The sequence below is a fragment of the Sporosarcina sp. P26b genome, assembly GCF_002743245.1.
Classification (GTDB): Bacteria; Bacillota; Bacilli; order Bacillales_A; family Planococcaceae; genus Sporosarcina; species Sporosarcina ureae_C.
The window spans coordinates 1-21,616 of the sequence record NZ_PDYW01000003.1 but is presented as its reverse complement, the minus strand read 5'-3'; the positions used below and the strand labels follow the sequence as shown (position 1 = coordinate 21,616).

At 38.2% G+C, this 21,616-nt stretch carries 21 protein-coding genes, 1 pseudogene and 1 other annotated feature; of the genes and pseudogenes, 4 read left to right on the top strand and 18 right to left on the bottom strand.

Annotated elements, in window-relative coordinates:
* Positions 1–15: 15 nt before the first annotated feature.
* The 4 genes from CSV69_RS03850 to CSV69_RS03835 all read right to left on the bottom strand — a co-directional run bounded on the left by CSV69_RS03850 (position 16) and on the right by CSV69_RS03835 (position 3,619).
* Complete coding sequence (locus CSV69_RS03850; protein ID WP_099692751.1) at positions 16–1,365, bottom strand: hypothetical protein; 1,350 nt, start codon at positions 1,363–1,365, stop codon at positions 16–18.
* Between the two features lie 13 nt (positions 1,366–1,378).
* Complete coding sequence (locus CSV69_RS03845; RefSeq protein WP_255396848.1) at positions 1,379–1,846, bottom strand: prepilin-type N-terminal cleavage/methylation domain-containing protein; 468 nt, start codon at positions 1,844–1,846, stop codon at positions 1,379–1,381.
* Between the two features lie 13 nt (positions 1,847–1,859).
* Positions 1,860–2,300, bottom strand: coding sequence for a PulJ/GspJ family protein (locus CSV69_RS03840; RefSeq protein ID WP_099692749.1), 441 nt, complete (start codon positions 2,298–2,300; stop codon positions 1,860–1,862).
* 107 nt (positions 2,301–2,407) lie between these two features.
* Positions 2,408–3,619 carry a bifunctional folylpolyglutamate synthase/dihydrofolate synthase gene (locus CSV69_RS03835; protein ID WP_099692748.1) on the bottom strand — a complete coding sequence of 404 codons (1,212 nt, stop codon included), beginning with the start codon at positions 3,617–3,619 and terminating at the stop codon, positions 2,408–2,410.
* Between the two features lie 59 nt (positions 3,620–3,678).
* On the opposite strand from CSV69_RS03835, the gene CSV69_RS03830 reads away from it, so the two are divergent.
* The 4 genes from CSV69_RS03830 (at position 3,679) to CSV69_RS03815 (ending at position 6,987) form a co-directional block, all read left to right on the top strand.
* Positions 3,679–4,545, top strand: a complete 867-nt coding sequence (locus CSV69_RS03830; RefSeq protein ID WP_099692747.1) for an ATP-grasp domain-containing protein — start codon at positions 3,679–3,681, stop codon at positions 4,543–4,545.
* Entirely contained in the window at positions 4,542–5,327 is a 786-nt protein-coding gene (locus CSV69_RS03825) for an ATP-grasp domain-containing protein (RefSeq protein WP_099692746.1), read from the top strand. Before CSV69_RS03830 ends, CSV69_RS03825 begins: the two co-directional genes overlap by 4 nt.
* 2 nt (positions 5,328–5,329) lie before the next feature.
* The gene (locus CSV69_RS03820) at positions 5,330–6,244 is read left to right on the top strand and encodes an MBL fold metallo-hydrolase (RefSeq protein ID WP_099692917.1); all 915 of its coding nucleotides are present in this window, start codon (positions 5,330–5,332) and stop codon (positions 6,242–6,244) included.
* Between the two features lie 158 nt (positions 6,245–6,402).
* Entirely contained in the window at positions 6,403–6,987 is a 585-nt protein-coding gene (locus tag CSV69_RS03815) for a helix-turn-helix domain-containing protein (protein WP_085426423.1), read from the top strand.
* Between the two features lie 57 nt (positions 6,988–7,044).
* On the opposite strand, the gene CSV69_RS03810 is transcribed toward CSV69_RS03815, so the two are convergent.
* The 14 genes and pseudogenes from CSV69_RS03810 to CSV69_RS03740 all read right to left on the bottom strand — a co-directional run bounded on the left by CSV69_RS03810 (position 7,045) and on the right by CSV69_RS03740 (position 21,518).
* Positions 7,045–7,638, bottom strand: coding sequence for a dienelactone hydrolase family protein (locus CSV69_RS03810; RefSeq protein WP_085428960.1), 594 nt, complete (start codon positions 7,636–7,638; stop codon positions 7,045–7,047).
* Between the two features lie 101 nt (positions 7,639–7,739).
* Entirely contained in the window at positions 7,740–8,051 is a 312-nt protein-coding gene (locus tag CSV69_RS03805) for a hypothetical protein (RefSeq protein ID WP_099692745.1), read from the bottom strand.
* A 79-nt stretch (positions 8,052–8,130) separates the two neighbouring features.
* A complete protein-coding gene (locus CSV69_RS03800; protein ID WP_099692744.1) occupies positions 8,131–8,580 on the bottom strand; it encodes a hypothetical protein in 450 nt (149 codons plus the stop codon).
* A gap of 54 nt (positions 8,581–8,634) precedes the next feature.
* Entirely contained in the window at positions 8,635–9,153 is a 519-nt protein-coding gene (locus tag CSV69_RS03795) for a hypothetical protein (protein WP_085426426.1), read from the bottom strand.
* A 61-nt stretch (positions 9,154–9,214) separates the two neighbouring features.
* Complete coding sequence (locus tag CSV69_RS03790) at positions 9,215–9,739, bottom strand: GrpB family protein (RefSeq protein WP_099692743.1); 525 nt, start codon at positions 9,737–9,739, stop codon at positions 9,215–9,217.
* Positions 9,740–9,809: 70 nt separating this feature from the next.
* On the bottom strand, positions 9,810–10,841 hold the full coding sequence (locus CSV69_RS03785) for a S66 family peptidase (protein ID WP_099692742.1): 1,032 nt from the start codon (positions 10,839–10,841) through the stop codon (positions 9,810–9,812).
* 52 nt (positions 10,842–10,893) lie between these two features.
* A pseudogene (locus CSV69_RS03780) lies at positions 10,894–11,490 on the bottom strand (class I SAM-dependent DNA methyltransferase).
* A 43-nt stretch (positions 11,491–11,533) separates the two neighbouring features.
* Positions 11,534–12,019, bottom strand: coding sequence for a GNAT family N-acetyltransferase (locus CSV69_RS03775; protein ID WP_099692741.1), 486 nt, complete (start codon positions 12,017–12,019; stop codon positions 11,534–11,536).
* Between the two features lie 209 nt (positions 12,020–12,228).
* Entirely contained in the window at positions 12,229–14,874 is a 2,646-nt protein-coding gene (locus CSV69_RS03770) for a valine--tRNA ligase (RefSeq protein WP_099692740.1), read from the bottom strand.
* A 53-nt stretch (positions 14,875–14,927) separates the two neighbouring features.
* Positions 14,928–15,146: a binding site (T-box leader), on the bottom strand.
* 228 nt (positions 15,147–15,374) lie between these two features.
* Positions 15,375–16,010, bottom strand: coding sequence for a hypothetical protein (locus CSV69_RS03760; RefSeq protein WP_099692739.1), 636 nt, complete (start codon positions 16,008–16,010; stop codon positions 15,375–15,377).
* Between the two features lie 72 nt (positions 16,011–16,082).
* Positions 16,083–16,463, bottom strand: a complete 381-nt coding sequence (locus CSV69_RS03755; RefSeq protein WP_099692738.1) for a hypothetical protein — start codon at positions 16,461–16,463, stop codon at positions 16,083–16,085.
* The gene (locus CSV69_RS03750; RefSeq protein WP_099692737.1) at positions 16,456–18,243 is read right to left on the bottom strand and encodes a dynamin family protein; all 1,788 of its coding nucleotides are present in this window, start codon (positions 18,241–18,243) and stop codon (positions 16,456–16,458) included. The genes CSV69_RS03755 and CSV69_RS03750 overlap by 8 nt, the downstream gene beginning before the upstream one ends.
* Complete coding sequence (locus tag CSV69_RS03745; protein ID WP_099692736.1) at positions 18,240–20,180, bottom strand: dynamin family protein; 1,941 nt, start codon at positions 20,178–20,180, stop codon at positions 18,240–18,242. The genes CSV69_RS03750 and CSV69_RS03745 overlap by 4 nt, the downstream gene beginning before the upstream one ends.
* Before the next feature lie 15 nt (positions 20,181–20,195).
* On the bottom strand, positions 20,196–21,518 hold the full coding sequence (locus CSV69_RS03740) for a TcaA NTF2-like domain-containing protein (RefSeq protein WP_143560793.1): 1,323 nt from the start codon (positions 21,516–21,518) through the stop codon (positions 20,196–20,198).
* Positions 21,519–21,616: the final 98 nt, after the last annotated feature.

Genomic DNA, 21,616 nt, shown 5'->3' with positions numbered 1-21,616 from the left:
CTCGCAATATTTTAGCTATATTTTGTAGTATTCCACTTCTATCTCAGGCTTTTCCCAATACGGTTCAATTGGATTAGGTGTATCTGGATTAGTTGTGGAATTACCACAGTTTTCAAACAAGGTACTGGGGTTATTTATATAGTCTGATTCATTAATGGCTACATACCTGGGATCTTTTTTAGGATAGTTTTCCGTAGCCTTCCTTAATACAAAATAAATTTTACTCGTAGAGTCAATTGTTATTTGATTTAAATTAACATATCCACCTATACAGACTTTCGAATTATTTGTTATTGATTGTTTCCCTGAGTTAGGTTCCCAGTTGCCTTTAACTGCCAGGGTGCTTGACGCATTAATAGACAGATGTTTCTTAGGAACAAAATTGCCTCGTATTCCAATAAAGCTTCTATTTAATTCAGCTTGATCAACTGTGAAATTTCCAAGAGTCATGAGATTTAATGAATCTGTATTATTCATATTCTTAAATGAAATATTTCCTTTAGCATAAAAATTAATATTCTTCATATTATTAATGTTGAATGGACCGAGCTCACCCACTACATAAATTGAAGTACTTTTATAATCTTTTCCAAGGTTACCACTGTTAGATTTTATAGCATTTTCAGCAAAATATATTGCTGGGCCTTTAAAGTTGCTGATATTTTCAACATTCGTTTCTAAACAAGCAGTAATTGAGGGACATTTTACTGAAGGTTTATTGATGAAAGGTAAATGACCAGTCTTAAGCCAGTCTAAACTTCTAAATTCTCCACTCTGCTGTCCCGTCCCATTAGCATCTGCTTGGTTTACGTTAAATTCGGGTATAACAAAACTTAAAGTGAATTCCAAAGGTTTGACAGTTGAATTATATTTCCCATCGATATCTCCAATAATATCTATCGAATATGCTGATGTGTCTTTTGTTACGTTAACTGCCCTATTAGTAAATTTATAACTTTCAGCAGCTAATTCAGCGGGGGCAATATTATATTCTCTCAATTTTATATATAGTTCCTCTAACGCATCTAATCTCTTTTGTTTCGCCATCTTCTTAATGGCTTCTGGTTTATTAGATTCTTCACTATTATTGATCACTGCTTTTTCTACTAAAAATTTATCGTTATGTTTTTTCCAAATCTCCGCTTTTATGGCATTATATTTATTAATATAACTCCATTTATAATAATCTACGCCCATTTCAGCTGCCATATATGCTAGATTGTTAGCATCCACAATCTTTTCTTGTTTCGCATGACTGATCGAACCTCTCATAAATACAGCGCTCGTGATCATGATAAAAACAATAGCGAATAAAACAATTACCAATGCATACCCATTCTCATTCTCATTCTTTCGATTGTTCATAGTTATCATCCTTTCACCAGGAAGATCTTTTATATCTAGAAGCTATTAACGGAAAGTTAATACTTAGCTTCGTATTTTCTGGAGTAGTTATCTTAAATTCCTGAATCTCCAAGTCTTCAGTATCTGTTTCAATATCATATCGAACCCCCTCTGGAGGTATCACTTGATCACCAACACTGTATATAAAGTCTCGACTGATATGAAAGTTTTTACTTTCTTGAGTTTTATCAATTTCACAATTTTCTACGCTGATGTTAGTAGGTGTAATGACCAAATCATATTCTTTACAGGTGCGATGGATCCTTAGAATTTCAGTAGAAATATAATTACCTTCTTGTTGCAACCTTAATTTGTTGGTTTCTAATACATTAGAGCGTGAGCTAATAGATATTGTCGTCCATATTAATCCGGTAACTAAAGTCACTAACAACAGTGTAGCCAGTACCTCAACAAGTGTCATACCTCGTTCATTATGTTTGATAACAAGCCCTCCATTACTCCGCGTCTTTTTTCATATAGCCGAATGTTTTACTAATTTCACGTCCTCCTTTAAATACGGTAATATGAATTCGAAACAATTGAGCTTCACCTTTTTGTGTCGTAGACAAGTCGGATTCCTTTTTCAAGATTACACGATATGTGAAAGAAGGTTCTTTCTTATATTTGTATTCATAAATAACATGTCCTGGCTTTGTTAAGGAGTCCTCTTTAATGTCCTCCAAATCCTCATTCTTATTTAAAGGCAAAGGGTTTCCCTTCCAAACTAGCAATTCCTTTTTTGCAAGATTTAGCGTTTCTAGCTTAGCTTCAGTTTTCGCATTGAAATTACTCATCTGAGGAAATATCGTCATAAAGCTAATGAAAACAATTCCAAGAATAGTTAACGAAGCCAGTATTTCAACCAGCGTAAAGCCTCTTTCATTTTTCCACTTCATGACATTACACCTTCCCCATAAACATTTATCATCACATTCTACTACTCCTACTAAAACTAAATACCTTACTATAAAACTAACAGTCTATAAAAATCATTCTATTAAGCCTATTGTCTCATTAAACTACTTAATAAGTAAAGGGAGCCTACGACTACTTTTATGTATTTTCTCGAACATTTTAAATCAATTTCATTAGAAGAAACTAATCTACTGCCTTGCATAGGACAAACCACCTGCAAATCCCCCGCTTTCGCAGCCTGCTCATGCGGAAAGTCAACAAACGTAAAACTATTCGCTAACGGCGCCAATATCTCTAACGTCGCTTTATAATCTTTCGTATTCAACATCCCCACAACCCAGTCCACTTTCTGCCCAGGAAACTGCTCTTCAATCGTCTTCACCAACATACGTGCCGCAGCTGGATTATGCGCTCCATCGATATAGACGTTCTCAGCAATCTTCTGGAATCGAAACGGCAGTGAAACATGCGCAATAGCATCAGCGACTTTATCTTGTTTTAAAGGTACACCTGCCAATGATAGTGCTTCTAAAGCCACTGCGTGATTGATCGCTTGATGTGGCCCTTTCATATTTCGAACGGGAATTTCAAAAGTAGACATACCACTAAACGTCTCTGTCTCCCCTGATTTCATTATGAATTCTTCTCCATATGTCCTTACCAAACTTTTACACTTCTTCGCTTCAGCCAGCACAACTTCTTTCGCGTCTTCTGGCAACTCCCCTATGACTACAGGAATATATGGTTTAATGATGCCCGCTTTGTGCGCTGCAATTTTCTCTACACTGTCTCCAAGAAATCCTGTATGGTCAAGCGCAATTGATGTGATGACTGATACTAAAGGCGTCACTACATTGGTACTGTCGAGTCTTCCGCCCATGCCTGTCTCAATTAATACATAATCAGGGTCCGCGTTACGGAACGCCAAAAAAGCCGCCACTGTCAATAATTCAAAGTCCGTCAGTATGCCGCTCAGTCCTGCTGCTTCCATTTCCTCAAACACATACTCGAGCTCTTCTTGTGTAATCGGCTTTCCATTGATTCGAATCTGATCGTGTACGTCGAGGATTGCGGGTGAAGAAAATACGCCTGTTTCAAATCCATGTGCCTGCAAGATCGCTTCCATTACCGCAATCGTTGAACCTTTACCGTTTGTACCTGCCACATGAATAATCCGTAGCTCCTTCTCGGGATTCAACACACATGCTAATGCCTCTTCTATCGCGTCTAACCCTGGTTTAATCGAGTCATCACTCATAAGTTCAAATTGTTTTTTATATTCGTCAAGTTTTGGAATCAAAGAAATTCCTCCTGTGCTAAAATTAAGTTATATACAGTATAGCAAAGGTGGCGTCCCGATTGAAAAGTTGTTGGGTTATTTATAATGGTAGTTTGACGAGTGATAAATTCGAGGATCAGGCACGACTTGTTCAAGATGCGGCAGAACGTGCGGGTGTGACAGCGAAAGTCCTGAAAAATTATGAAGTATTGATGGATGTGCAGAACCACATTGCAAATGCACCTGACTTCGTTGTCTTTCTTGATAAAGATACATTGCTTGCGACGTATTTGAAAAATGCGGGTATTCCTGTCTTCAATGATCCTGAAGTTATTGAGACGTGTGATAATAAAGCGAAGCAGTATTTGGAGTTAGCAAAACATGGCGTTGCGATGCCGAAGACGATTATCGCACCGAAAGTCTATACGAATTTCACAATTACCGATAGCGGTTATTACGAGCATGTTCTTGAGACACTTGGTTTGCCGATGATTATTAAAGAAGGTCATGGTTCATTCGGTATGAAAGTCTATTTGATTGAGACGAAGGAAGCGTTTGACGAGAAAGTTCATGAACTACGTGGAGTCGATTATGTATTCCAGGAATTTATTGAAAGCAGTCGAGGACGGGATCTCCGCGTCAATATCGTTGGCGATCAGATCATTGCAGCTATGTATCGTCACTCGGAGACAGATTTCCGAGCGAATATTACGAACGGCGGTGTGGCTGAAGTTGTAGAATTGACAGCCGCACAGGAAACCCTTGCGATGGAAGCTGCAAAAGCAGTAGGTGCTGAATTCGCGGGAGTCGATCTGTTATTCGGTCCGGATGAACAGCCTGTAGTCTGTGAAGTCAATGGCGCGGCACATATTCGTAATCTCTTGAATGTCACTGGCATTAACGTAGCTGATGCGATGATCGCGTACATATTGGAGAAGATTAAATGAAAGGTGTAGTCTACTATAATGAAGAGGAAGCAAAACGGAATCAGGCGTTTATCGAAGACTTATTGAAAGAAGCGACTAGCACCGGTATAGAATTAAAACTGATAACCGTGCGGCCTACTGAACCTCTAGACTTCATTTTATTCCGAGACCGTCATCCTGATTTGTCTTTAGATTTAGAGCAAGCCGGATATCGCATGTATAACCGAGCGAGTGTTCAAAAGATCGCCAATGATAAATTGCGTACATTTGAGCTCGCAACTTTGCTAGGGATTCCAGCAGTACCTACCTTCAGAGCGGATCGACTTCCACAGTTGCCTTTCATATTGAAAACTCGTGGAGGTCATGGTGGAAGCGAAGTGTTTTTATGTGAATCAACGCAACAAGTTGAAGAAGTGTTGAATCAATATAATTCTGACGAGCTAATCGCACAGCCTTTCATTGAATCCAATGCAACTGACGTACGTGTATTTATGCTCGGCAACGAAGTTCTTGGAGCTGTGAAACGAACAGGTGCAGAGGATTCATTCAAATCTAATTACACATTAGGCGGTAAAATCGAAAAGTTTACTTTGAACGATTCTCAAACGAAACAAGTCCAAAAGATTTCCCAGGCAATTTCAAGCGATTATATCGGTATTGATTTCATACTTCCTACTGAAGGCGGTTGGTTGCTCAATGAAATTGAAGATCCTGTCGGTGCACGCTCTCTGTATCAAACACATGACTTTTCAGTCGCAAAGAAATTACTCGACTATATTAGTAAACAACTGGGTGATATATGATGATACGAAAACGCTATACGAATTTAGATGATGTAGACACACATAAGACTCTCCGCGATATGATTCGCTGGCAGAAGGAACGCAGCGAGAATAAGAAAGATTTACGCGTCGTGATCGAGCAAGCACCTTCTAAAGAAACAGAAAAACTTTCTATCAATCGATCAGAGACATCGATCACTTGGATTGGGCACTCGACTTTTTTAATTCAGATCAATGGGCTGAATATACTTACTGATCCGGTATGGGCGAAGCGTATGGGATTTCAGAATCGATTGACTGAACCTGGTATTTCTCTTAAAGAGTTACCGGAGATCGACGTCGTATTCATTTCTCACGGCCATTATGATCATCTGGATTTCGCAACGATCAGACGTCTAAAAGGCAATCCTACATATTTTGTTCCAGTTGGATTGAGCAGCAAGTTTAAGATACGTGGATATAAAAAAGTGATTGAAGCGGAATGGTTTGATTCATTTGTGCTTGAGTGCATGACGTTCACGTTCGTACCCGCACAGCACTGGACGAAACGTACATTGACGGACACGAATACTTCTCACTGGGGTGGCTGGATCATCGAAAGTGAACATCATGCCATTTACTTCGTTGGGGATACAGGATACTTCCGTGGATTCCAAGAAATAGCGAAACGTTTTACTATTGATACGGTACTTATGCCAATTGGCGCGTATGAGCCCGAATGGTTCATGAAGGAAAGTCATTTAACTCCTGAAGATGCGGTGAAAGGATTTTTAGAAGTAGCGGCCACGACATTCATTCCGATGCATTACGGAGCGTACCACTTGGCAGATGACACGGGTCCAGAAGCGATCGAACGACTGGAAGCGGAGTGGAATAAATTGCGGTTGGATGAAGATCGATTGAAGAAATTACTAATTGGTGAGACATTGTGGATCTGATAAAAAAAGAGGCTATTGCAGAACGTCATTTTCCAATGATTCTCTGCGGTAGCTTCTTTTTAGTTGAGGAATGATCCATACTATATAAACTCCACGGAGCGTTTGTTGAAACGAAAGCTGTCTACCCCTATGATTAATATAGAGCAGGAGGGAAAACGATGGGTACAAATAAGGTCGGTGAATTAATTTATAAAGTCCGTAAAGAAAAAGGACTTACACAGAAACAACTGGCTGATCAAATGAACATTTCAGATCGGACCATCTCCAAATGGGAGCGTGGATATGGTTATCCTGATGTCTCGCTACTATCTGATTTATCCGGACTATTAGGCGTCAACATAGAAAATATCTTGGAAGGTGATTTGCTTTCCAATGAATTCATAGGAGGAAATATGAAAAAATCTAAGTACTTTGTCTGTCCATCATGCAATAATATCGTCATGGCAACGGGCGATATTACAATATCTTGCTGCGGCAGAAAACTGGAAGCTCTTGAAGCAAAGAAAGCAATAGATGAAGAAAAATTAACTATAGAAGAAATGGACAATGAACGATTTATTTCAAGTGTTCATCCGATGACAAAAGATCATTATATTTCGTTTATCGCATTCGCCACGGGTGACCAAGTCCAAATCATCAAACAATATCCTGAGTGGAACTTCCAAACAAGACTACCTATACGAAAGCACGGCACATTGCTATGGTACGATACAAAACTCGGTTTTTATTATCAATTGATCTAAGCGAAAATAGACGGCAAAAAAGCACTTCCATCAACGAAGTGCTTTTTTTATGATTTTTTAATTGGCTCTAAAAAATTCTACTGTTTTCATAAATGTAATCTGAGCTAACGCTTTATCATATTCGGTAGCATACGGATCACAAAATCCATGCTGCGCATCAAAAACTTCTATTTCCACATTCGGTTTGTCTAATTTCACTACCATTTCATTCACATCAAACGACTTCTCGGCGCTAGGAAAATAAAGCAATGTCGGACACGTCGGCTGAATCTCCACATAATCTCGAATACGTGATCCATAATATCCGACGATTCCATCTACATCCTTTTCCTCACTGCACGACCAAGCAACTGTAGCCCCTACACTAAATCCTAGGATGAATATTTTCGAGTATTGTTCTTTCATACCCTTCACTAACTCTATTACTTTCTCCGCGCTGTCATCGAAGCCCGCGTATGCCATGAAGTTCTTATAAGCCATTCCTTCTTCAATATAATCGAAAGGGATTACTTGCGGTAATAGATTCGGACAAACTACATCAAAGTTTTGCCTAGACAGTGATTCACATATATCTTGTATAAATAGGTTGATTCCGTATATTTCATGGAGGACAATAACACAACTCGAAGAACCCGTCTGTATTTTCAACATGTCGCTCAAGATGCGCGTTTACCTAAAGTAACCGATTCAATGATCAGAACCGCCACCAAAGCAGATACTACTTTTTTCATCATATCGTATACCTCATTTCTTTACATCTCTTCTTTGCTACCATAAAATTCATAAGCGAAATATCCACCTAATAAACCTAATGACGCGCCTAAACTAAACGCAAAGCCTAACGTTATTGGAGAAATCATACTAATAAGCAAACCAAGTATACAACCAATCAACATGCCAAGCGGTATCAAACTGTCCAGTAATGTCTGGGCGCTCGTCGACTTTTTCTTAGGCAAAGCCCCTTGTTTCATTTTATTGTCTAAACGTCTAATGACAAACACCACAATCAGGCCCGCTATTATAATAGGAAGTACAATGCCGAAAATATCTATGATCGTTTGCATACTAGTAGCCCCTTTCTTAAAACGAAACAAATAATTATATTATGTAAAGTAGATGGTTTTTCTTCTATACATCTACTTGCTACTCTATTAGCACGTTCCCTACATATTCTACTGTTCCGCTATCCGCGAGAAGATGCAAAACGATAATGTATTCACCTTTTTCTTCAGGCATAGAAAACACTTCGCCATCTACTTCTATATCGGTCTTGATGTCATTTTTAAGAACATAAGCACTAAGCTTCTTAATAGCGAAGTCTTGACTCACAAACACGACGCTCACTTCTTGTCCTGCACCATACACTAAAGTTTTCTGTTCTTTTGCGACAGCGAATATATCATCTGTTTTCTTAGTATACAATTGATCTGAATCCCATTCGATATTTACCGCAGCTAGCTTTTCTGTTTCAAGATAGTCTGTGGTATTCATAAGCGTAACATCTGGCGGTGTGAAATCATATTTTTCACCAAGGCAAGCGCTGAATAAAAACGCAGAACATATTACGAAGGCCAACAAGTAGACTGATTTCATAGAACACCTCCATATTAAACACAATTAATCTGTAATCAATATTCGGTACTGTTATTATCTACAAAAATTGGATTTATAGTTCATTAATACATCCTCAATATAATCCCACACAATGACTTCTCCATTATGAACTTCAAAAACTTTACCATGTGTATTATGTCCATCAGATTTCATAGAATTAAAGTTCCCCATGAAATTCTTAACATAAGTAGTAGGATATTTTTTCTCATCCGCGCATCTATTTATCAGATTATCAAGCGTTACAACTCCATATTCACTTTCGACTTGAAAGAATGCTCGTACGATTTTATGGTTATTTTGTTGAGATTTATATGCCCACATGGGAATCTTCGTTCGAGCTTTCCCAGTATCTGCGTTTAATTTTCCAACATCTATACTTTTTAATCTTTTCGGTTCACTATATTCTTGTGAGACTCTGGAAAAGCTATTTGCTATATACTGCATTATTTGTTTCTCCAGTACATCGTCGGCGTTCTCTTTATTGAGTTGCAATGCCAGTTCAAACTTTTCCAGGACATCTTGATTAATTCTACATATGAAATCTTTCTGCATATTAATCCCCCTACATTAATCGCTTTAATTAAGACAAATAAAATTGAGCAATCTTGGAATATTAGCCCCTGTGTTTCACTTCATACCAACTGAGTGCTTCTTCCTCCAGAGCCTTCACAAACAAATTTTTCCCATCTATATAACATTCAATCTCGTCAGGAAACGCGTTAGCCAGTTTCTTTTTCAAGTCTCCATAAAGCTTACTTTTTTCAGAATGAACACGAAGATAATCTCTAACAGCCAAATGGCGAGTGATATCGTAATGATTGTCTTCTTGAAATACATGGATTTGATGCGTTCTAAGATTTTCACCTTTTCTAAAATAGCGCCGACCTGCAATTCCAAATTCCCCAAGTGCTTCATAACCGATTTCATTCATTTTCACAGTTAAAGCATCCACATTTTCAATACTTTTCACTACGGGCAGTATATCGATAATTGGTTTCGCTGCTAACCCTTCAACAGAAGTACTACCTATATGATGAATATCTACTAATTCATTTTTAAAAATAGCAGCTAACTTTTGGCACTCTTTTTCGAAGAGTTTAGGCCACTCTGTATGATAATCAACAACTATCACTCTCATATAATGTCTCCTTAACAATAGATCTTCTAATCTCCAGGCAGAAAATGGCATCCAACACTAAACATTTTCCTTACTCTACGCCACTTTCAAGAATTGAAAACTTCTTTCGTTCACAATCGATCTCCGCTATCGCCCCATAAGGTAACATAAACTTAGGTTCCGTATGACCAAAATTCAAATTGTACAAGATAGGCAAATGTTCTAAACTGTACTCTTTCATCACCTTACGAATTTCCACTTTATATTCTTCGTAATATTTCTCATCTTGAGGTTTCCCAAAAATAATCCCATTCGCTTTTTGCAATATTCCTTGTGCTGCATAATTTCTCAACCAGTATCGAATAAAATCCGGTTCAGGTTTCTCTTCAGATGTTTCGAAGAACAGAATACTGTCATTCCAGTACGCTGTATCCGGCCAAAGTTCCGTCCCTTTCGCAAACTCCAATACTTCAATGCAGCCACCAATTAGTCGACCTTTTGCAGTACCCGAACCTTGAAGTACCTCATAGCCAGTATTCTGATTCATCGTACGACGGGTATGTTTATTCGTTTCAATCCATTCTAGCCGCTCACTTGTCCAACTTTCTGCTGATTGAATCTCACCGATTATTTCATTCGAAAAGAGAGTTCGATTCACCATTTCGATCGTATAGGGATCCATCTCCACATTTTCAGCAAAGTCCGTTAAAATAGCCGGTCCATAGAATGAAGAGATACCTGCCTTATGGCAAAACAAATGGGATATGGTGACATCAGAGTATCCACTGAATATCTTCGGATTATTTTGTATGACCGTGAAGTCGATATAAGGAAGCAATCGGATACTATCTTCTCCCCCGATATTCGCAAAAATTGCTTTAATGGTTGGATCACGAAATGCCGTCATCAAATCTTCAGCACGCGCTTGCGGATTCTCATACAGATAGTCTCCTCCCTTCAAACTGTTTGGCATTGGCACTACTTTCAATCCGAACACTTCTTCCAGTCTTTTCACACCTTGTTCATAACGCCACTTGATCTCAGGTTCACCCGCGCCTCCCCATGAGGGACTGACTGTTGCGACGGTATCTCCTGGTTGTAGTTTCATTGGTTTTTTCAGCATATTAAACCTCCCTTTGAATACTTCTTATGATAGAGTTTTGTTTATTAATACATCACTTTCTACTTGTCGAGATCAACATCGTGGCGTCTTCATTCACAAAAATATTCTTCCCACTATAAAAGTTTCTAATTTCAATGTCTTTAAAACCTACTTCTGATAACAGCTGTTTTAATTCTTCGTGTACAAATCCGTTATGAACCTTCGGATGTGTTACTTTTTCATTTTTATCAAAATCAATAATAATCAATTTCCCGTCTTCAGTAAGAACATTATATAATTCCTGTAGTATTTTTTTAGTATCTGGAACATGAAGTAGAACCAATGATACTAAAACAATGTCTGCCTGAAGTTCAGGACTCTCCTGTGTGAAATCCGTATAAAGAACTTTTGCGTTTGTAATTTCACCTCGAGAAATTTTAGCTTGCGCGACTTCCAGCATTTGCTGAGATGAATCTACCAGTAAAATTGACTCTACCAGATCCGCTAATGCTAACCCAACCAATCCCGTACCGCTTCCATAATCAATTAATGATTTTGAACGACTATCTTGTACTTCCGGCTTTACTTCCTCCGCTACAATCCTAGCTAATTCCTTTCATTCATCCGAATCGTATCTTTTTGCCATTTGCTCAAATACATTTTCCTCCATAGTACACTCTCCTAAATTAGTGATTTCTTCCATCTCATTTCATTCAAATGATCAGCACCATCTGAACCGTCTTCAATATATGACCAGCAAAATCCTCATCATATTCCGCAACCATCTTAAATCCTTTTGCTTCATAAAACTGTCTTCCGATCAAATTTTCCTCTTCGACTTCCACGACAACTTCTTTCACACCTTCAAGTTCTTCTATCCCTTTTCTTAAAAGTGCTGTTCCTATTCCCTCTCCTTGCTTTGCAGGATATAAATAAATCGCTCGTAGCTCTGTCCTACCTGCCTCATCCACCGGAGAAAAATCAACGAACCCAACTACCTCACTCGCGTCTTCTGCAACGAATACATGCGAACCAGCCAAACGCTTCTTCAACATCTCATTACTATACGCCACCCGGAGAAAATCATCCTGAATTTCCCGAGGAATAATTCCCTCATACGTAGTATGCCAACTTTCACTAGCAACATGCTGGACACTTACAACATCTTCATCTTTCATTTCACGCACCACATAGCTCATATAAAATTCCCCTCGCCTATTTCGAAATATTATAAATCCAATTATACCCATAACTCGCCAGTAATACTATCCATAGCGTATTACTGGATTTCTACTAAAGAATTTTTAAGTCATTGGGTTTGGGTTACTTATCTCTTCTCTTCTCCTCACCTACTCCAACAAAAAACCCACTCAACAGCATCACACTGTCAAATGGGTCGTAATTCTCTTTAGATCTCTTTCAGTTCCGCAATACGACGCTCAACCGCCGCATACTTCTCCAAATAATCTGCTTCCTTCGCACGCTCTTCCTCAACAACTGACTCAGGTGCTTTCGCAGTAAAACGTTCATTCGACAACTTGCCTTGAACCCGCTTCACTTCACCTTGCCACTTGCCAAGCTCCTTCGTCAAACGAGCCAGCTCTTCTTCAATATCAATCAATCCCTCAAGTGGCAAATACAACTCTGCCCCTGTCACGACCGCCGACATCGTCTTACCTGGTGCACTCACCTTCACGCCAATCGTCAACGTCTCCGGATTACAGAAACGCTCTAGATAGCTACGGTTCTCTTCTAGTACAGCCACTGTCGTCTCATCTTTCGCCGAAATATACAAATCGACTTTGCGACTCATCGGAGTATTTACTTCAGCGCGAATATTACGTACCGCTTTAATAATATCCACCAACAACTTCATATCCGAAGAGCGAGACTTGTCCATCATCGCTGTGTCCACTTCAGGCCACTTCGCTACTGTGATCGACTCGCCTTCATGCGGAAGGTTCTGCCAAATCTCTTCAGTAATGAACGGCATCAATGGGTGTAATAAACGCATCGTGTGATCTAGAACATGCGCAAGAACCGAGCGTGTCATTTTCTTCGCTGCTTCGTCTTCACCGTATAACGGCAACTTCGCCATTTCGATATACCAGTTACAGAAGTCTTCCCAGATAAAGTTATACAACGCACGGCCCATCTCACCAAACTCATAGCGGTCTGACAAGCTAGTTACTGATTCAATCGTTTCATTCAGACGAGTTAAGATCCATGCATCTGCAACGGATTTTTCTCCTGATAAATCGATTTCTTCATACTTCATTCCATCCATATTCATTAATGCGAAACGGGAAGCATTCCAAATTTTATTGGCAAAGTTCCAAATCGCTTCTACTTTTTCTGTAGAATAACGTAGGTCTTGACCAGGTGAAGAACCTGTTGCAAGGAAGTAACGCAATGCATCTGCACCGTATTGCTCGATTACGTCCATTGGATCTACACCGTTACCAAGCGATTTAGACATTTTTCGCCCATCTTCCGCACGAACTAAACCATGGATCAAAACATCTTTGAATGGACGCTCTTCCGTGAATTCAAGTGCTTGGAAGATCATACGAGACACCCAGAAGAAGATAATATCATATCCTGTAACAAGGGCATCCGTTGGGTAATACTTTTTGAACGTTTCGCTATCTACGTCAGGCCAGCCCATTGTCGAGAACGGCCATAGAGCAGATGAGAACCAAGTATCAAGTACGTCATTGTCCTGTGTCCAGTTTTCTGCGTCAGCCGGTGCTTCTTGACCCACATAAATTTCACCTGTTGTGTTGTGATACCAAGCTGGAATACGATGGCCCCACCAAAGTTGACGAGAAATACACCAGTCATGAACATTTTCCATCCAACTTAAATACGTTTTCTCGAAACGCTCAGGCACAAACGTCACTTTTTCTTCTTCATTTTTCTGCAGATTGATCGCTTGCTCGGCAAGTGGCTGCATATTAACGAACCATTGTGTAGAAAGATAAGGCTCCACTACTGCGCCGCTTCGTTCCGAGTGACCGACAGAGTGCATATGTTCTTCGATTTCAAATAACACATTCATCTCTTGTAAATCCTTAACGATTTGCGTACGACATTCGAAACGATCCATACCTTCATACTTACCTGCTAGTTTATTCATCGATCCGTCTTCATTCATCACGAGAATACGTGGTAAGTTATGGCGATTACCTATTTCAAAGTCATTCGGGTCATGCGCTGGTGTAATTTTCACTGCGCCGCTTCCGAAGTCCATTTCTACGTAATCGTCCGCCACGATTGGAATTTCGCGTCCAACGATTGGTAATGTAACCATTTTCCCGATCAAGTGCTTGTAGCGATCGTCTTCTGGATGAACCGCAACAGCCGTATCACCGAGCATCGTTTCGGGACGTGTTGTCGCAATTTCAATTGAACCTGTGCCATCTGTCAATGGGTAACGCATATGATAGAATGCACCTTGCACATCTTTATGGATGACTTCGATATCAGAAATCGCTGTTTTTGTTGCAGGATCCCAGTTGATGATATATTCGCCACGATAAATGAGCTTCTTCTCATACAATTTAACAAACACTTCACGTACCGCTTTTGAAAGACCTTCGTCGAGGGTAAAGCGTTCTTGTGAGTAGTCAAGTGCCAAACCAAGTTTTGCCCACTGTGCGCGGATATGGCTCGCGTATTCTTCTTTCCACTTCCAAGTTTCCTGTACGAAGTTCTCACGTCCAAGATCGTAGCGAGTTTTGCCTTCAGCGCGAAGTTTTTCCTCAACTCTTGCTTGTGTCGCAATTCCCGCATGGTCCATTCCTGGCAACCACAATGCATCATACCCTTGCATACGTTTCATGCGGATGAGCATATCTTGTAACGTTGTATCCCAAGCGTGACCTAAGTGAAGCTTCCCTGTCACGTTCGGTGGTGGAATAACAATCGTGTACGGTTCTTTCTCGCTTTTTACATCCGATTCAAAATACTTGCCTTCAAGCCACCACTCATAACGTCCTTTTTCAACTGCCTGCGGATCGTATTTAGTCGGCATTGTCAATTCATCAGTCATTATAGTTCCTCCTTCAAATAAAAAGGGATACAAAAAAGCCCCACTCATCCCGGTAAAAGGACGAAGGAGCTCGTGGTACCACCTTTATTTATGAACGCTAAAAAGCATTACATCTTCATGATTTGGTAACGGTCTTCACCGGTTCCTGCTACTAAAATTTCACAGAAACTGCTCATAGGGGACTTCCATATGTTGTTCCCAGGTACGTCCCACCTATCGTACCCTCTCTAAAGAAAACGTTTCACATGTACTTGCCTACTCTTCGCATTTATATTCTTATCTTTCATTATTATAAGCGAAGCATACTGTGTCCGTCAACTGAATACTAGTCGATAAGGAAAGGATGGTGAACGATGCGAAAAGGTTATAACCCCTACTTGTTGCCGCCCTGGCTACGGAAAACGAGATTTTACTGTAAAGGCTTTATCATCCCGTTGACCGTGTTCCAATTAGTGCGATTACTTATTGTCCCGACAACCGGAGACATATTATTATTTTGTTTACTCGCTGCTTTGTCTTTCTGCTTCTACAAAAACATTATTTGAATGGAAGATCTTTCTCGTGACATCGTCATCCATTTCGGCGATGTATAAGAGAAAGTCTTCCATTTCATTGTGGACTTGCTCTAGCGCACGATCAGCATTAGCAAGAAACTGCATATGGGAAGTCGATGCAGCCGTCAATTGGGGTTCTGCAGGTTCTTCTATAATTGCAACTGGTTCTTGTACAGGCTCTTGCACGGGTTGTTCCTGCTTCAAGTGAACCGTCCACTCTAAATTTAATCCGCCATCTTCCTGTGATGTAGTTTTAACATCCTGTACTTCCAGTTGCAAGTTTCCATCAAGTTCAGCTGGTAGATCTACATTCAGTGGCACCGCATATTCAAAATATCCTTTGCTGTTCTCCACTTCGACATCATTAATAACCAATAAGTCTTCCGCTGGGAGCTCCACCTGCTTGTCTGCGTCAAACACGACGTTTGCTGCAATATGATAGATCCCTTGCAAACGAATCGCTTCTTCCGTCCGTTCTTCCGTAAAGCCAGGCGTCACCTTTACCTCAGCCGATTCTGCAAATGCCCCGTACTCAGCAGGGAAATAAAAAGATTCTTGTAATGTCCATTGATGCGTCGTCATATTTGCTTCACTCCTTTTCTTAACTCAGGCTACTATATGAAGAAAATACGGAGTTTAGAAGTGAAGCTGAATTTAGAAATCTATTGAATCGTTACGGAAGTATCCTCCTCCTTGATCCACATCACGATCAACGCTCGTATCTCCATCACCATCTCGGTAATATCCGTTTACAGGAGTCCCATCTGCTCGGTGATAGCCTTTAACAGAATGTGGTTCAACAAAATTTAAACTGCTCTTCATTTCAAAAGGCTGAAACTCAACTTTATGCGTATGATTCAAGGGATCTTGATAAGTTAAATATACTGTTTTACCGTCTATAGGATGATGAGCTATATAAGCTTCAGATACATCTATCGGTTCTTTAAACACATTTCCATCAAAATGACTTGAAGTACTGAAGTCATTATCAAATGAATCTGCTGGTGATGAAGAATTATTCATAAAGTCATCCATGATTCGTGTCCTCCTTTAATAATTTGAGAATTTCATTTTCAAATTGATTTAATTCTTGTAAGCGCATTGAAATATTATCACTTTCTATTTGTGAAGATTGTAGTTGTTTTTCTATTTGAACATTCTTTATTTCGAGCTGTTTTTCAAACTCACTATAACAATGATTCTTTACTTGTTGCATGCTATCTAAAATATATTTTAGTACCGCTTTCTCAAGTTCTCTTTTGTTTTCTTTGATAAATGTCGCTGATGATTCTTTAATAACAGGTTTTAACTGTTCTAATTTGTTTTTATTAAACTTACTCTGCACAAAAGGAAGTGCTGCCATACCAATAACTGGTAACAATACACCGCCACCCATAATCATGACAACTGTAGCCGCACTACCCATTAGTACGCCTGCTTTTACATTACTGTTTCCTGAATTAATTTCGATTTGATTCACAGAGGACTCCAATTTAATCTCATCTTGAGAATAAGTAACTAATTTAATCGTTTGTTCAAAAGATTCGCTTAGTCCTTTTGAAATTTCATGCTCAACTTTAGTAAACAGCACTTGGATTTTCGATGTATAGTTCTCAATCCAATCTTCTGTACTATTCGATACTAATAATGGTATTTCCACATTAACAAAATGATCAATTTCGGTTCCATTAAATACAGTGATACGCTGATCTACTTTTTTCTCTAGCTTATCAATGAAGAAATAGATAGATTTACTTGCCATATCTTCGATTTCTTCTTGCCGCTCTTCTATATATTCTTCTATTTCAGCCATCCAACTTTTTTTATTTTCAATCCATTCAGTTGTAGCTCTTAAATATTGTTGAAGCTGATGCGAATCAGCTTCTAATATAAACTTCATTTCACGTATTTCTTTCAACGCTAAATTATGCAGTAAATTCATTCTTGTTGTGAATCTAGCATTCTTATCTATTTGCCGCTTACCATTTGCTAACAATCCTTGAATAGCTTGTTCTACTTGCTTAATACCGGAGTATTCCAGTAGTTCAAGATCATCCGTTTGTTTAGCTTCAATTCCTAAAAGTGATGCTACCGGAATAACAGCAGGTCTTTGCCCTGGCAATAATCCTGAAAGTTTCCGCTCGATATAATCTATTACATCTTCAACCTCGTCATCTTCTATTTCGTCTTTAAAATTTGCCACAAAAACAAATTGATTAATTCCTTCATCGTCTGTTAACTTCTTTAAGTATTCATATTCATTTTGATTCAGTGCTTGTCTTATATTCATTGTGTATATTACAGCATCTGCTTGTGGTATAAACTTTTTGGTAATATTCTCACGATGTTCATTCAAATCATTTAAGCCCGGAGTATCTACAAGTACCACACGATTTTCTAATAAGGAAGACGGCATGAATACCTTTACATACTCCACTTCTTCTTGCTCATTCTCACCCTCAGTACTATATTTCTTTAGTGATTCAGTAGTCAGTATTTTTCTTTCAGACATACCAGACTTTGTAACAACTTGAAATTCAAATTGTTCTCCTAAAAACACTGCATGTATAGAAGCCGTTAAAGGCAAGTGACCCGTTGGCATCACCGGTTGTCCAAGTAGCGCATTAATTAAAGTAGACTTTCCATTGTTGAACTCCCCTACAACGATAATTGTATAATAATCATTTTCCATATCAGTATATAACTGCTGTAGCATCGGTCGGACAGCACTGTATTTTATCAGGCTATCGAGCTGTTTACATGTTTGTTGAATTATAGTTTTCTGCTTAATAGATGGTTCATTTAATACAGTCATACGGACACTTCCTCATTTCTTGAATCCAACATTACTTCCATAGTAGTCAATTCACTTTTAATGTCTAGCAATGTTTTGCCTTGTCTTATCAATAAGCTCTTTTTCTCTTGAAGTTCCTGTCCCTCTAAATGTGCATTACGCTGTAACTCTTTTAATTGTTGTCGTTTACGTCTAACTTGTTGTTCAATACTTTGTTCATACTGCTCTTGCCATTCGGATGAAATAACTTCCCACTCATGTTTAAATAAATCCATCTTTTGAATTTTCATCTTATTAAGCTTAAGTTGTATAGCTGCAAAGTTACGCTCGCTCTCGTTTGGCTTTCCTGATAGCCAATCATAAAGAAACCTGCCTAGTCCAAAAAAGCCACTAGCAGTTGCTGTTAAAACGATACCAGCTCCACTCATTAATTTTTCACTAATACTTTTACTATGCCATCCAGAGGAAAGTTCATCTATCAGATTATCAAATATATCAAATCTTTCTATAACAACTGTTTCCTGTTCTTTAGTTAGATGAACTTCATTGGAATCATTATTAATAAATTCTTCATCAAATTGGCGGTCAAAAATTTCCCATTCATCGCTAAGCTTGCTACTTGCCTTTTCTATAGAACTCTTTAAAATTACTTGAATTCTTTGCTTTTTCGCTTCGTATATTATTCTTTCGAGTGGCGCAATTTTAGATTCTACAAATTGCTCCATTTCTTCAATAGTAGATGTCGATGAAGTCTGTACTGCCTGTATTCCTTCATTGACGATCAAACTAAGTTGTTCTTCATACCATTCTTTGAATCGATATTCTTCTCGTTGCAGCTGACTTCGTAGGATACTTTGAGCATTATTTCCTACTTCTTGAATAGTAATCAGCTTTCTTTCAAACTCATCCACTTTTATAGCAAGCTCTTCTTTTGATTTATCTAAAGCAGATAATCCAATGTTGATTTTCTGCTTTATAGACTCATCAATAACTTTCTGTGCTTTTTTAATTGGCTTACGCATTTTCACTGCGCCCTGTTCATACTGTAAAAAACTTGATAGATCTTTTGCTAATGGAATAAAACCCGTGTCTTCGTCGCTCCATATTTTCATGGGCCTTCCTCTACTCATCAAATTTTCTCCATTTTCTGTCCGATGCCTATTCAATTCAGCTAAACTTGAAATTAGATATATATTCGTAGAAGGTATAATACCTTCTAATTGTTTCACAACGTATGTATATACGTCATTTCTTTGTTCATCAGTTTTTAATGCATCTTTAAAGTTAATAACCACAAAAACTTTATCAATACAATTTTTTAATAATCGCTCTTTTAAAAAATTCATCTCTAACTGCGATAATGGGTGTTTAGCAGACAATAAATAAATAGCCGCATCAGTCCTTGGAATTAATTCCTCCGTTAAATAACTACGTGCTGCGTTCATATCATTTAAGCCTGGGGTGTCTAAAATAGTAACGCCTTCCTTACATAATTCTAACGGATACCCAAGTTCAGCTTTATCAATCTCAAGTAATTCAGAAATTTTTTGATCATATTCTTTTTGAGATTCAGGATCTTCTAAATATGGCTCTTTCGGTGCTATTAAATCCGAAAATTGTTCTATAGTTATTTGTTTGTTTTTTTTCTGACCTTTATAGTAGATTACAATATTGGGTTCTTCACTATAAATAATTATGTTTCTAAATGCGGTCGTAGGTATCCCTGACGCCGGAAGCAACTTTTGTCCCAATAAAGCATTGATAAACGTTGATTTCCCTCGATTAAATTCACCTGCCACAATAAGTTGAAATTGCTCATGATCGAGGTCCATTTTCAAAGATTCAACTTCTTTTACTTCATCCAGACTGTTTAAATCCTGCAGTACAAAAGATAGCAGACCCAATATGCCTTGTAACTGCTTTTTTCTTTTTTGATATGTATCTAGCGAAATGGACATTCAATTCTCTCCTCTTTAATGACTAACAACCATATCTCTAATATAGAACTGTCCGCTTTCTTCAATGATGTACATCAAAGAATCATAATGATCAATATGAACTCCAGTTGAATCTCGTTCTTCAATTTCAACATAAACGGTAACTTCATAATAGTCTTCACTCATCATTTCTTTACTTTCTATATTGGAAGCCAGGAGAGTATAAGATGTATCTTCAGACAAGTTTGCAATTCCATCCGAGATCGATTGCCAATCATTGGTATCCATTCTCATAAACGAACTGATTCGTTCAGGATTTCTTTCATTTAATGCTTTTACATACGCAACATAATAGTCTTGAACGAATTTCCCATGATGTGCTTCTGACGTTTCTACTATTGATGGTTTTTTTGTTATCTTTAAATTTTCTTCTGTCTTATTTTTATTTGTAGTAGTGGTTACTTGTTCAGCAGTATTCTGTTTTTCAACTTTCTTTTGCTTCTTAGTTTCAACAGCCGATACTGAACTGCTTGCCACTCTGCTCTTATCTGTACGTAAAATCTTTATTCCTTCTATCTTAAACGTGGAAGAAGATAGCAGACGTACATTATATTCTTTTTGTCTTTCATATTGAGTTTTTGTTCCATTTGATTCTTCAAATAGTAGATGCTCTGTTGTAGCAATCACATAATTCGAAGGTCCTATCCTATTAAAGTTGTCTGCACTAATCGATTGAAAGTTAAAGTAATCTCCCAATGGTGATATCTCACGAATATAGTCTTGAATTTGAACGTATGCCTTGCTACCTTCAAGTAAATAGGATGACACTTCGTTAAATGAAGGATAATTTAATGCATTCATATACGCTTGGCGATAATTGATTATAAAATTTTCTAAATCTGCTTCATCTACTTCAATCGTTACTGCTGTGGTACTTTTAGATTCACTTTCAACATCTGTCGGAGTCACATGTATATTTTCAAAGTCACTCCCGTTATTATCCTCGAAAGTCGAATTGCTATACACGCTTTCTAGAAGTTCCTCATCATTATCTGCCATGGATTTGATTTTATCTATTGCATCAAATTTATATAAAGAGAAACCCATGACTGCGGCACCTGTAAGTGTTACAATTCTTTTTCGAATCTTCGAAACCCTAATCAATTTTTCTTCGACATCATAAGTAAGTCGTTCTAGAATTTTATTACGTTTTATTTCAGTTAGTGGTTCATAATTTAAATAAACACTTAAAAGATTTTCTGTTGATAATGAAGGCATATATTGTATAACCTCGAAATCTCCTAGATACTTTTCAAACCTATCTATTGTAAACGTTAAACTAGATTCAACAGCTTCCAACAAATAAGAATCAACAGTTTTCCAATATAAATCTACTTTCTATATACTGAAGCTAGTCTATAGAAAGAGAGGAATAGGAAGTGGAAAAGTGGATGGTT